10 protein-coding genes are annotated in these 12,273 nt (G+C 64.7%); 1 reads left to right on the plus strand and 9 read right to left on the minus strand.

Annotation, left to right across the window (positions count from 1 at the left end; genetic code table 11):
* The first annotated feature begins 99 nt into the window (after positions 1–99).
* Positions 100–579 carry an Lrp/AsnC family transcriptional regulator gene (locus tag HV765_RS06365; protein ID WP_082386936.1) on the plus strand — a complete coding sequence of 160 codons (480 nt, stop codon included), beginning with the start codon at positions 100–102 and terminating at the stop codon, positions 577–579.
* Between the two features lie 64 nt (positions 580–643).
* On the opposite strand, the gene HV765_RS06370 is transcribed toward HV765_RS06365, so the two are convergent.
* From HV765_RS06370 to HV765_RS06410, 9 genes are all read right to left on the minus strand, one after another.
* Complete coding sequence (locus HV765_RS06370; protein WP_175169140.1) at positions 644–1,672, minus strand: response regulator; 1,029 nt, start codon at positions 1,670–1,672, stop codon at positions 644–646.
* Between the two features lie 34 nt (positions 1,673–1,706).
* Positions 1,707–2,717: a chemotaxis response regulator protein-glutamate methylesterase gene (gene cheB / locus HV765_RS06375; protein ID WP_054421449.1), complete on the minus strand. Its 1,011-nt coding sequence runs from the start codon at positions 2,715–2,717 to the stop codon at positions 1,707–1,709.
* On the minus strand, positions 2,714–5,095 hold the full coding sequence (locus HV765_RS06380; protein ID WP_175169141.1) for a hybrid sensor histidine kinase/response regulator: 2,382 nt from the start codon (positions 5,093–5,095) through the stop codon (positions 2,714–2,716). The genes cheB and HV765_RS06380 overlap by 4 nt, the downstream gene beginning before the upstream one ends.
* On the minus strand, positions 5,092–5,733 hold the full coding sequence (locus HV765_RS06385; RefSeq protein ID WP_420840109.1) for a chemotaxis protein CheW: 642 nt from the start codon (positions 5,731–5,733) through the stop codon (positions 5,092–5,094). The genes HV765_RS06380 and HV765_RS06385 overlap by 4 nt, the downstream gene beginning before the upstream one ends.
* A gap of 13 nt (positions 5,734–5,746) precedes the next feature.
* Positions 5,747–7,033 carry a CheR family methyltransferase gene (locus HV765_RS06390; RefSeq protein WP_175169143.1) on the minus strand — a complete coding sequence of 429 codons (1,287 nt, stop codon included), beginning with the start codon at positions 7,031–7,033 and terminating at the stop codon, positions 5,747–5,749.
* The gene (locus HV765_RS06395; RefSeq protein WP_175169144.1) at positions 7,030–7,713 is read right to left on the minus strand and encodes a chemotaxis protein CheW; all 684 of its coding nucleotides are present in this window, start codon (positions 7,711–7,713) and stop codon (positions 7,030–7,032) included. Before HV765_RS06395 ends, HV765_RS06390 begins: the two co-directional genes overlap by 4 nt.
* 8 nt (positions 7,714–7,721) lie before the next feature.
* Positions 7,722–9,341: a methyl-accepting chemotaxis protein gene (locus HV765_RS06400; RefSeq protein WP_175169145.1), complete on the minus strand. Its 1,620-nt coding sequence runs from the start codon at positions 9,339–9,341 to the stop codon at positions 7,722–7,724.
* Between the two features lie 257 nt (positions 9,342–9,598).
* Positions 9,599–11,092: an amidase gene (locus HV765_RS06405; protein WP_175169146.1), complete on the minus strand. Its 1,494-nt coding sequence runs from the start codon at positions 11,090–11,092 to the stop codon at positions 9,599–9,601.
* 134 nt (positions 11,093–11,226) lie between these two features.
* Positions 11,227–12,111: a LysR family transcriptional regulator gene (locus tag HV765_RS06410; protein ID WP_054421444.1), complete on the minus strand. Its 885-nt coding sequence runs from the start codon at positions 12,109–12,111 to the stop codon at positions 11,227–11,229.
* Between the last annotated feature and the right edge of the window lie 162 nt (positions 12,112–12,273).

The raw sequence follows: 12,273 nt of genomic DNA on the forward strand, positions 1-12,273 counted from the left end.
AATGTATTGCAGTATGGGCGCAGGCCAGGCCAATTTTCTTTCCAAATCGTCCACAAGACCGCGATAATGTGAAACGTTATTTCCCACCAGAACGAATTTATGAAAGACACTGCCTTGTTACATCAACTTGACGCGATCGATTGGAAAATCATGAAAATCCTTCAAGAAGATGGGCGGTTGAGCAATGCGGAACTGGCCGAGCGCGTATCGCTGTCGGCCTCGCCTTGCTGGAAAAGGTTGAAACGGCTGGAGACCTCGGGCGTCATCCGCGGCTATCAGGCCATTCTGGACCGCCGCGCGCTAGGCATGGGGGTGGTGGCGTTCGTCAGCATCTCGCTGGAAAACCACACCGAAAAGTTGTGCCACGCCTTCGAAGCGGCAATAGCCGCCATGCCCGAAGTGCTGGCCTGCCACAACACAACCGGGCAGCACGATTACCTGCTGCACATCGTGGCGCGCGACTTCGATGCGTATTCGGAATTTGTGCGCAACCGCTTGCGCACCTTGCCTGGCGTGAAGGAACTGCTCAGCACGCTGTCGATGCACGAAGTGAAGTCATCGACCAAGCTGCATCTGTAACGTCGGCCATGCCACAGCGGTAGTGCCGGCCATGCCAGCGCCGCAGCTGGCGCTGCACTGCGGCTTATTCCGTCGCCGCCGGTATCTGCCCTGGCACGACACGGTTGCGGCCCAGGCGCTTGGCCTGATAAAGGCCGCGGTCAGCCACTTGGATCAGATCGGTGCAAGGTTGCGCCTCAGCCGGAATGGCCGTCGCCGTGCCGATGCTGACGGTCAGCCACGGGCCAGAGCCCGTGTCTTTCTGCGGAATCTGCATGGCTTCCACCGCGCGGCGCAGCTTCTCGGCCGCCAAACGCGCGCTGCCGGCCGGCGTGCCGGGCAACACCAGCGCAAACTCTTCGCCGCCAAAGCGTGCCGCCAAATCTGTTGAACGGTCGCAGCTGGCGAAGATCGTGTTGGCGACGCGCTTCAACGCTTCGTCGCCTGCGATGTGGCCATAGGTGTCGTTGTAGGCCTTGAAGTGGTCGACATCGATCATCAGCATGCTGATCTCGCGGCCATCGCGGCGCGCGCGCATCCATTCCGCGTTGAGGTATTCGTCGAAATAACGGCGGTTGCCCAAGCCAGTAAGCCCGTCGGAATTGGTCAGCCGGCGCAATTCCATATTGCTTTCCAGCAGCTGCTGCTGGCTTTGACGCAGTGCTTGATAGGCCTCGTCGCGTTGCACCAGCGCCAGATACGAACGCGAGTGGTAGCGAATGCGCGCCACCAGCTCAATGGAATCGGGCAGCTTCACCAGGTAATCGTTGGCGCCCGCCGCAAAGGCGGCGCTCTTGATGGCGGGGTCTTCCTTGGTGGACAGCACGATGATGGGGATATCGCGCGTGACCGGATGGTTGCGGTATTCCTGCACGAGGCTCAAGCCGTCCACGCCCGGCAGCACCAGGTCTTGCAGAATGACGGTGGGCCGCGTTTGAATCGCTACCGTCAGCGCCTTGTAGGGGTCCGAGCAATAGTGAAAATCAATGTTCCCTTCCGTGGCCAGCGCCCGCCGGATTGCCTCGCCCACCATGACCTGATCGTCAACAAGCAGCACCATGGCCGCGTGCGAGTTCAGGTCCGCGGAGGCCGAGCTGTCTATGGGAGGGTGCATAGTCATTCCTTGATGTCTGGCAATAGCAATCCGCTCAGGCAAATGCCTGAATCAAGCGGGGAGCAATTTGATCCAATGGTCTGATTTCCACGGCGGCCTCTAGCGCGGCCGCCGCCTTGGGCATGCCGTACACGGCGCTGGTGGCCTGGTCCTGGGCGATGGTCAGGCAGCCGCGTTCACGCAGCGCCTTCAAGCCGCGCGCGCCGTCCTGCCCCATGCCGGTCAGCAGCACGCCCACCGCCAGCCCGCGCCAATGCTGCGCCACGCTATGGAAGAACACATCGATGGAAGGCCGGTACAGGCTTTCCTTGGGGTTTTCGGTGTAGCGCAAGGTGCCATCGGCCAGCAGATGCAGGTGGTCGTCCGTGCCGGCCAAGAGTACCTGGCCCGGCAGCGGCCGTTCGCCTTCGCGCACCAGCCGCACCGGCAACAGCACCTGATCGTTCAGCCAATCGGCCATGCCGGCGGCAAACGACGCATCCACGTGCTGCACCAGCACGATGCCCGCCGGAAAATTCAGCGGCAAATCGCGCAGCAATTGCGCCAGCGTCGCCGGGCCGCCTGCGGAAGCGCCAATGACCAGCAAGCGCTGGGCATCATGCTTGGGGGCAGGTTTCTCGACGGGTGTCAGCGCCGGGCGGTTGCCGTAACGGCCGATCAGCCAGCCAATGTTGCGGATCTTGCGCAACAAGGGCGCGGCGGCGGTGCGCATATCCGCGCCGCCGACGACGGGCGTATCCACCGCGTCCAGCGCGCCGTGGCCCATGGCGTCGAACACGCGCGACGTGTGACGGGCCACGTCGGCCGTCACCACGACGATGGCGCAGGGCGATTCCGCCATGATGCGGCGCGTGGCCTCGACGCCGTCCATGACGGGCATGATCAAGTCCATCAGCACCACATCGGGCCGATCGCGTGCGCATTGCGCGACGGCCTCTTCGCCGTTGGACGCCACCCAGGCCACTTGCAGGCCCGGTTCAAGCGCGATGGCGCGGCGCAGGGTCTCAACCGCCATTTGCAGATCGTTGACGATCCCGATTCTCACGTGAGTGCCTTTCCGATCAAATCTTCAACAGCGTCAAGCAGCGCATCATCGTGGAAGCTGCCCTTGGCCAGATAGTAATCAGCGCCGGCATCCAGCCCGCGCCGCCGATCCTCTTCACGATCTTTGTAGGACACTACCATTACCGGCAGGCTTTGCAACTTGGGATCGGCCTTGATGCGCGACACGAGCTCGATGCCGTCCATGCGCGGCATGTCCACATCGGTGACAACCAGGTCGAAATCTTCGCCGCGCAGCATGTTCCAGCCGTCCATGCCGTCTACCGCCACCGCCACATCAAAGCCGCGATTCACAAGCAGCTTGCGTTCCAGTTCGCGCACGGTCAACGAATCGTCAACCACCAGCACACGCTTGCGCCGGCGCGTCTGGACGATGGCGCCACCGCCATCCACGCGCGTCAGCCGGCCGCCTTCGATCAGCTTTTGCACCGACAACAGCATATCTTCCACATCCAGGATCAACAGCGGCGTGCCGTCATCCATCAACGCCCCCGCCATCACGTCCTGCACCTTGCCCAGACGCGGGTCCAGCGGCTGGACCACCAGCGTGCGCTCACCCACATAACGATCCACGGCGATGCCGTACTGCTTGTCGTGGCTGCCCACGACCACCACCGCCACCGACTCCGCCCCCGGCGCGGGTTCGCCCGCGTGCAAAATCTGACGCGCCGAGACCAGGCCAATCTGCCGGTCCATGAAGCGGAAATGCTGATGGCCTTCCAATTGTTCGATGTCTTCCGCGCGCACCTGCAAGGCGTGGTTGACGTAGGCCAGCGGGAACGCATAAATCTCGCCCTGCACCTCGACCAGCAAGCTGCGCACGACCGACAGCGACAAGGGCATTTCCAGCACGAAGCGCGTGCCTTGGCCCGTTGTCTGATGGATGCGCACGGCGCCGCGCAGTTGCCGCACCATGGTCTGCACCACGTCCAGCCCCACGCCGCGCCCCGAGATCTCGGTGACTTCGCCCCGCGTGCTGAAGCCCGACAGGAACAGGAATTCCAGCAGCTCGGCCTCGCTCAATCGCGCAGCCGTTTCGGAGTTCGTCAGTTTGCGCTGCACCACTTCCACGCGCAGCCGGTCCAGCGAAATGCCTGCGCCGTCGTCGCTCAATTCAATCAGCAGCATGCCCGCTGCGTGGCGCGCCGACAGCTTGATCAGCCCTTCGGGCGACTTGCCGGCATCCATGCGGTCCATCGGCATTTCGATGCCGTGATCCACCGCGTTGCGCAGCAAATGCATCAACGGCGCGTCCAGCTTTTCCAGGATGTCGCGGTCAACCTGCGTGGCGTCGCCTTCGATCTCCAGCCGCACTTGCTTGCCCAACGAGCGGCCCAGGTCCCGTACCATGCGCGCCATGCCGCCCAGCCCGTCGCCAAACGGCCGCATGCGGCACGCCAGCGCGGTGTCGTACAGGCGTTGCGCCAGATGGCTCATGCGCCAGCCGAATTCATCGACTTCGCTGGTGCGCTGCGTGAGCTCTTGCTGGCATTGTTCGACGATGCGCTGCGCGTCGTCCAACGCTGCCTGCACGCGCGCATCCACCTGCTGGCCCGCCAGCGCCGCGCGCACGCCGTCCAGCGCCTGGCCCGCGCCCGACTGCAAACGGCGCAAGCGCAGCATGGACGCGCCGAATGGCCCGATCCAGTGCGATTCCACCAGTGTTTCGCTGGACAGCCCCAGCAACTTGTTCAAGGTATCCGCCGTCACGCGCAGCACGCGTTCGCCGTCCGACAGCCCTTGGTCCGACGTGCGGCGCGTTAACGCCTGCGCGGCCGGCGCCTGAGACGCCGAAGACGGGGATGCCGATGTCGGGAAACCTGATGACGGGAAAGCCGATGACGGGGATGCCGATGTCAGGAAACCTGATGACGTGGCTGCCGACAGCGTGGGCGGCGGATCATCCAGCCGCTGGATAGGCGGGAAGAAATCCGACGGCCGGGGTTCGCGTGGCGGCGTGGGCGGCGCGGCGGGCGGCGCATTGGGCGCGTTGCTCAGGCGCATGACCAGGTCGTCGATCTCGGCGCCCAGCTCCACGCCGGGCGTGGCCACGCGCTGCAACAAGTCCGCGCCCAACAACAAGGCATCAATGTCGGTGGCCTGCAAGCGCAGGCGCCCTTCCTGCGCCGCGACCAGGCAGTCTTCCATGGCATGCGCGATGCGCACCGCCGGATGCAAGTCCACGATGCGGGCCGCGCCTTTCAACGAATGGGCCGCGCGCATGCAGGCTTCGAGCTGCGGCGCCGACGTCGGGTTGTGTTCCAGCGCCAGCAAGCCGTTGTTCAGCACCTGCACCTGAGTGCGGGTTTCCAGCTGGAACAGCTCCAGCAACGATGCGTCGCGCATTTCGTCCGGATTCACGCCAGGCTCCGTTCCAAAGCTTGCATCAACAAATTCTCGTCCAGTACGCCCACGCTACGCGTGCCGCAGCGGGCCACGCCGCGAGAGTATTTCAAGCTGGCGCCTTCAACCGTGGCAGGCAATGGCTCCAACTGGTCCAGGTCAACGGCGTGGATACCTTCCACTTCGTCCACCGGCAACACCACCGCGCGCCCTGCGCCGCCGAAGATCAGCATGCGGGCCGCGGCCGGCCGGTCACGGAATTCTGCCGCGCCCGCTTCCAGGCTGAGCAGACGCGCCAGCGACACACAGACGGTCAGCGTGCCGCGCACGTTCGTCACGCCCAGCACGGCGGGGTCGCGCCGATGCGGCAACGTCAGAATGGCGCGCGTGGCGGCCACTTCGTCCAGCGAGCGCGTGGGCAGGCCCAGCCATTCGCGGTTCAGGCGAAACACCAGCAGCGACGACAGCCGGGTGCTGTCTTGCCCGTCGGACTCGTCTTCCAACGATTCCATCTGCGGCGGCAGGCGGTCCAAGATGCGCTTGGCGGCGGTCGCGTAAACCGGGCAATTGCGGCAGTGCACATGGCCGGCCAACTGCTCGCAGCTTTTGTCGCCGCGAATGCCGATGCGGTTCCAGCAGTCGTCCACGTCGGACATGAAGGCAAGCGATTCAGTCACGTCGAGCCTCCTGTCGCGCCGCGCGGGCTTGCAGGCGGCGCGCGCCTTCGGTGTCGCCCGCCGACGCAATCAGCGCGGCCAGATGCAGCAGCGCTTCGCGGTGAGTCGGGTCCAGATACAGGGCCTTGCGATACGACGTTTGCGCCTGACGCGCGTCGCCTGCGGCATCTTGCAGCAAGCCCAGCAGGTGCAGCGCATCGGCGCTGGCGCCGTGGATATCCAGATGCGCCTGGCACTTCGCCATGGCATCCTGCACCCTGCCCTGGTCGGCCATGGCCGCGATCTGGCGCAGCGAGGCGTCGGCGCTGGGGGTGTCAGGGCGAGCGGCGGGCGCTCCGCGATCCATCGGCGCCGGCGCAATCGCCGCGTGCGCTAACGGCAAGCGCGCGGCCGGCATCTGGGCGACGGGCCGGCGCGGCGGGGTCCAGGCATGCACCATCGGCTTGGGCGGCGCGAACGTCTCGGCGGGCGGCGGCAAGGTCTGAGCCAGAAACGCGAACGATCGCGAGACAGGCACGGCGGGCAGACGGCGCGCGGTCATCAAACTGGTTTCAGCCGGCCCGACGAACATCACGCCGTCGCCACGCGTGAAACGGCGCAGCACCTGCACGGCGCGTTCCTGGGTAGGGCCGTCGAAATAGATCAACAGGTTGCGGCAGAACACAAAGTCGTACGGCGCGGCGCCCGCCAACAGATGGGTATCGAACAGGTTGCCCTGCTGGAAGCGCACCCGCGCGCGAACCATGTCGGCTAGCTGGTGGCCGTCGGCCGTTTCAGTGAAATGGCGGCCGCGGTAGGCCAGATCGTCGCCCCGGAAAGAATTGCGGCCGTAGACCGCGCGCCGGGCGAATTCAACCATGCGCTCGCTGATGTCCACCGCGTCCACCTCAAAACGCGAGGCCGGCACGCCCGCGTCCAACAAGGCCATGGCGATGGAATACGGTTCTTCGCCGCTGGAACACGGCACGCTCAGCACGCGCAACACGCGGTTGTCGGGCACGCCAACAGCAAACAAGCGCTCGCGCGCGAGCCTGGCCATGGCGGCCTGCGATTCCGGATACCGGAAAAACCACGTTTCCGGCACGATGACCGCTTCGATCAACTGCTGCATTTCGGCGGGGTCGGTCTGCACCCGCATCAGATAATCGCGTTCATCCGCCGACTCTGCCGCGCCCATGCGGTGGCGCACGGCGCGTTCGACGGCGGCCTTGCCGATGGAACCGCTGTCCAGCCCCATCTTGCGTTTGAGCAAGGCGCTGAAATCGTCGACCAGATTCATGACGGGGTCCCGGGGTTTGCACCGGCATTCGCCGCGGCATTCGCGCTGGAATTCTCGCCGGCATTCGCGTCGGCGTTTGCGCCGGCATTCGCGTCGGAATTCGCGTCGGCGTTTGCATCCCTGCGGTCGTCCGGCGGATACAACAAAGCCCGTACAGACGCCGGCAACAGGTCTGCCACCTTGACCGCCTGCACCATGCCATGCGCGTCGCTTAGCACCGGCCCCAGGTAACGCGCGCCGGGGTTATCCAGCCCGTAAGGCTTGAACGCAGCCGGGTCGTAGTGCACGGTTTCGGTCGCCTGCTCCAGAATCAGTCCCAGCAAACGGCCGCCATTTCCGCCATTTCCGCCATTTCCGCTATTCCCGCCATTTCCGCCATCCGCGGCGTCCACGCCATAACGCACCAGCGCCAGACGCGTGCTGGTCACGGCAGCCGCTGCGCTCTTGCCGGCCAATTGGCTCATGTCGATTACCGGCACCGGCACGCCGCGCCGGTCCAGCATGCCCGCCACCCAAGCCGGCGCGCCAGGCACCTGCTTCAACACCCGCATCCCCAACACCTCGACCACATCGCCTGCGTCCAGCGCATAGCGGTCGCCGCCGATGCGAAACAGCAGGTATAGCCGCCGCGCGGCCGCCCGGGCCGCGCTTGCGTCAGATGCCGGAGCCCATTGCGCCATGGCCCGGCTCACACCTTGAAGCGCGACACGCCGCTGCGCAGGTCGTTGGCCACCAGCGTCAGCTCTTCAATGGCCAGACTGGATTGACGCAGGGACTCCACGGTTTGCTGGGCGGCATCGCTTAGTTGCTGCAAGGCCTGATTGATCTGTTCGGCGCCGGTCGCCTGCGCCTGCATGCCTTCGTTAACCATCTGCACGCGCGGCGCCAGCGTCTGCACTTGCTGGATGATCTGCGACAACTGGTCGCCCACCTGTTGCATGTCGGCCATGCCGCGCCGCACTTCTTCCGAGAACTTGTCCATGCCCATCACGCCCGCGGACACCGACGACTGAATCTCGCGCACCATCTGCTCGATGTCATAGGTGGCGACGGCAGTCTGGTCAGCCAGGCGGCGGATCTCGGTGGCCACCACGACGAAGCCGCGGCCGTACTCGCCGGCCTTCTCGGCTTCAATCGCCGCGTTCAGCGACAGCAGGTTGGTCTGGTCCGCTACCTTCGTAATCGTTGTGACCACCTGAGTAATGTTGCCGGCTTTCTCGTTCAGGATGGCCAGTTTGGCGTTGACGGAACCGGCTGCGCCCACCACATTGCGCATCGTGTCTTCCATGCGCGCCAAGCCCACCTGGCCGCTGCCCGCCAACGACGCAGTCTGCTCGGCCGCGCTGGACACTTCGGTCATGGTGCGGACCAATTCGCGGGACGTGGCTGAGATCTCGCGCGAGGTCGCGCCGATTTCGGTCGTCGTGGCCGCTACTTCTGACGCGGTGGCCTGCTGCTGCTTGGACGTGGCGGCAATTTCCGTGACGGAGGTCGCCACCTGCACGGCGGAACGCTGCGTCTTGCCGACCAGCCCGGTCAGCTCGTCGACCATGCCGTTAAAGCCGGTTTCGATGGCGTTGAATTCGTCTTTGCGCGCCAGCGACAAGCGGCGGGTCAAATCGCCGCCGCCAGTGGATTCCAAGGTCTTGACGATGTCGCGCATCGGGTTGGCAATGGCGCGCATCAACATCACGCCGCAGATAATGGCGGCGGCAATGGCCAGGGCCAGCGAAATCAGCATGCCCGCTTCAGCGGTATCGACCGCCTTCTGGATGCTGAGGGCCGAATCATCGGCCTGCTTTTTATTCTCGGCCACCATCTTGGCCAGGGTGTCGCGGCCCTTATAGAACGCGGGACGCAGTTCAGTCTTGATACGTGCCTGCGTGCGTGCGACATCGCCGATAGCGGCGGGCGCCAGGATGTCAGCGCGGATACGCTTGTATTCCTGCAATTCCTTTTCGAATTCGTCGAACATCTTGCGGTCATCACCGCGCGCAATGGTGCGGCGGTACTGCTCAACGCTGTCGTCCAGTAGCTGATCATTCTTCGGCAGCGCTTCCAGCGCGGCGCGGCGTTCCTGATCGGTGTCCGAGTTGTAGGCGTCCTGCAGCACCACAAATCCGGCAAACCACGAGGCGCGGATCGACGTGCTGTAGTAAATGCCCGGCACGGCGTCGGTATTGATCGTGGCGACTTCCGCTTCGATATGCAGCAAGCGCCGGTAATCCACCACCACCATCAACGCCATGATGGCCAGAACAACCAGGAAGCTGGCCAGGATGCGCTGGCGGAGTGTCAGATTCTTCATGCCGGGAGACCTTTGTGCTGGACCAACGCTACAGCGCCCCGAAGGAACGCCGCTGAACGACCCGGCGCGCGTTGCCGCGCGCCTACGCCTGTTCATGACGGGATGTGGAGAGATTCACTAATTATTGCAAAGGCTGGCAGGCTGAGCCATGAAAAACAAGGGAAACCCCTGCATCATGGCCCGGTTCGTCGGAAAAATGCAAAGCCTGGTTACCAGTGCTTGTGTTTTACGGTGACAGACCGCACGCAATCCCGGGGTCAGGCGGGCGCCCGCCACAGCGCATCTGGCAACCGGGTGTTGACCCAGTCGGCAGCCGGTGCGCTGGCCTGTTCGTAGGCATGGGCCAGACGCAGCACGTCCACGTCCGCCTGCGGCGGGCCGATCAACTGCATCCCCATCGGCAGGCCTTGCGCGTTGAAGCCCACCGGCACGCTGATGACGGGGCAACCCGCCAGCGTCCACGGCGTTACCGTCTCCATCCAACGGTGATAGGTGTCCATGGGGCGCCCGGCAATGTGCTTGGGCCAGTCCAATGTGACGTCAAAGGGAAAGACCTGCGCCGATGGCACGGCCAGATAATCAACGTCTTCAAACATCCGCAGCACGGTCTGATACCAGGCGCTGCGCTCTTCAGTCGCCTGGTAGACCTGGCGCGCGGTCATGCCGTCCAGCCCTTCGACTTCCCAGATCACCGCTGGCTTCACGAGCTTGCGCGTCTCGGGGTTTTCGACCAGCGCGTGCAATTGGCCGCCCACCATCAGGTGGCGGTGCGCCAGCCACATGCGCCACAAGCGCTCGCCCGCAAACGGCACCCGGTAGTCGGCAACCTTGCAGCCCGCGGAACCCAGCACGCCCAACGCCTGCGTGCACAGGTCCAGAATGCCCGGCTCCATGGGCAGATAGCCGTCCCAGTCGCCCAACCAGCCGATACGTTTGCCGTGCATGTCCGCGTCCAGCGGCGCGGCGAACTGCGCAGGGTCATCGCGCAGGGACAAGGGCGAACGCTTGTCGTGGCCCGCCATCACCGACAGCAGCAACGCCACGTCGCGCGGGGTGCGGCCCATGGGGCCTTCGTACGACAGCTGCTTCAAGAACACATCCGTCGACGGCCCAAATGGCACCCGGCCGGCAGACGGGCGCATGCCATACACGTTGCAGAACGCAGCTGGGTTACGCAGCGAACCGCCAAAATCGCTGCCGTCCGCCACCGGCAACATGCGGGCGGCCAGCGCGGCGGCGGCGCCACCACTGCTGCCCCCTGCGGTCTTGGAGAGGTCATAGGGGTTGCCCGTGGCCCCGTACACCGCGTTATAGGTATGCGAGCCCAAACCGAATTCCGGCACGTTGGTGCGTCCGATGAAAATAGCGCCCGACGCCCGCACCCGCTCGATCATGATGGAATCGTGCGGCGTCACCTGATCCTGATAGACCGGCGAACCCATCGACGTGACCATGCCGCGCACGGCCGTCAAATCCTTGGGCGCCTGGGGCATACCGTGCATCCAGCCCAGCCACTGGCCCGCATCCAGCTGAGCGTCGCGCTCGGCGGCTTCGCGCAACAGCGCATCCGCGTCGCGCCGGGCGACGATGGCGTTGAGCTTGGGATTGACATGGTCGATATGGGCCAGATAGGCGCCCATGACCTCGACACAGGACAGCTCGCGCCGCCGGATGGCGTCCGACAAGGCGTGGGCCGGCATGGCGACGATGGGATTCAAGCGGGTGGAATCAGCCGGCGTGGCGGGGGGCATGCAGGTCTCCTGGGGTGACTATTGTTGTCGGCACAGCGGTCGCTTGCGGCGCCGCTGAATATGATGCTCGTCATGCTAATGGCGCGTCCCCTTGGACACAAGTGGCTAATTTCACCCCTGCCGTGCTGCCAATGTCACGGAAATAAATGCTGCGCCAAGTGGTCGACGAACACGCGTAACTTGGGCGATGCCTGGCGGCTGGCGGGCCACAGCGCCCACATCGTGCCGCTGCCGCGCGTGCGGTCCTCCATCACGATCTGCAATTGGCCTGCGGCCAATTCCCGGCGAATCGTAAAGTCGGGCAGGCAGACGATGCCCTGCCCGCCCACCGCCAACGCAATCCGCATCTCGACGCTGTTGCACACCAAGGTCAGCGGCAGCTCGAGCGGCGGCGCGTCAGGCCCCAGCTTCAACGGCCATTTCTCCAGCCGGCCCGTGGCCGGGTAGCGGTAATGCAGGCAGGCATGGCGCAGCAGATCGGCCGCGCGTTTGGGCGTGCCGTGCTCACGCAAGTAATCGGGGGATGCCGCCAGCACACGGCGAAACGGCCCCAGGCGGCGGCGCTTCAGGCCGGAGTCGTCCATCTCGCCGGTGCGCACCACGGCGTCGTAGCCTTCGCCGATCACGTCGACCATCCGGTCGGTGAAATCCAGGTCCAGCTCCACCTCGGGGTAGTGGCGCATGAAGCTGGCGATGGTGGTGTCGAACAGTCCGCTGTAGCGCGGCAGGCTGACCCGCAGCTTGCCCTGCGGCGCGTCGGACGCGGCGGACAATTCCAGTTCGGCCGCCTCGACCTCAGACAGAATGCGGCGGCAACGGTCCAGGAATTTTTCGCCCTCGGGCGTCAGCGCAATGTGCCGGGTGCTGCGATGAAACAAGCGCACCTTCAAGCGCGCTTCCATGCGCGCCACGCTCTTGCCCACCGCCGATGGCGACACGCCCAGCACACGGCCGGCTTCGGAAAAGCTGCGCGTCTCCGCCACCAGCACGAACACGCCTATGCCGCTCAGGCTATCCATCCCACGCACCCCAATGCGAATCTCAATGCGGACATATTTGTCCGGAATCTTTGGAATCCTAGCCTATTTTTCTTTTATCTCTGGGCCCCTAAGCTTGGCCTCCCTGTCTACAGATGCCCTTGCGTTATGCCCACCCCTGTCGTCTCCGCGCCCCTTCCCAAC

Origin of the sequence: Achromobacter kerstersii (genome assembly GCF_902859595.1) — a bacterium.
Lineage (GTDB): Bacteria > Pseudomonadota > Gammaproteobacteria > Burkholderiales > Burkholderiaceae_B > Achromobacter > Achromobacter kerstersii.

Bases quoted from the DNA above. Each gene is read 5' to 3' on its own strand.
- HV765_RS06365 (WP_082386936.1), top strand. From the start codon at position 100: ATGAAAGACACTGCCTTGTTACATCAACTTGACGCGATCGATTGGAAA.
- HV765_RS06370 (WP_175169140.1), bottom strand. From the start codon at position 1,672: ATGCACCCTCCCATAGACAGCTCGGCCTCCGCGGACCTGAACTCGCAC.
- HV765_RS06385 (WP_420840109.1), bottom strand. From the start codon at position 5,733: ATGTCCGACGTGGACGACTGCTGGAACCGCATCGGCATTCGCGGCGAC.
- HV765_RS06390 (WP_175169143.1), bottom strand. From the start codon at position 7,033: ATGAATCTGGTCGACGATTTCAGCGCCTTGCTCAAACGCAAGATGGGG.
- HV765_RS06395 (WP_175169144.1), bottom strand. From the start codon at position 7,713: ATGGCGCAATGGGCTCCGGCATCTGACGCAAGCGCGGCCCGGGCGGCC.
- HV765_RS06400 (WP_175169145.1), bottom strand. From the start codon at position 9,341: ATGAAGAATCTGACACTCCGCCAGCGCATCCTGGCCAGCTTCCTGGTT.
- HV765_RS06405 (WP_175169146.1), bottom strand. From the start codon at position 11,092: ATGCCCCCCGCCACGCCGGCTGATTCCACCCGCTTGAATCCCATCGTC.
- HV765_RS06410 (WP_054421444.1), bottom strand. From the start codon at position 12,111: ATGGATAGCCTGAGCGGCATAGGCGTGTTCGTGCTGGTGGCGGAGACG.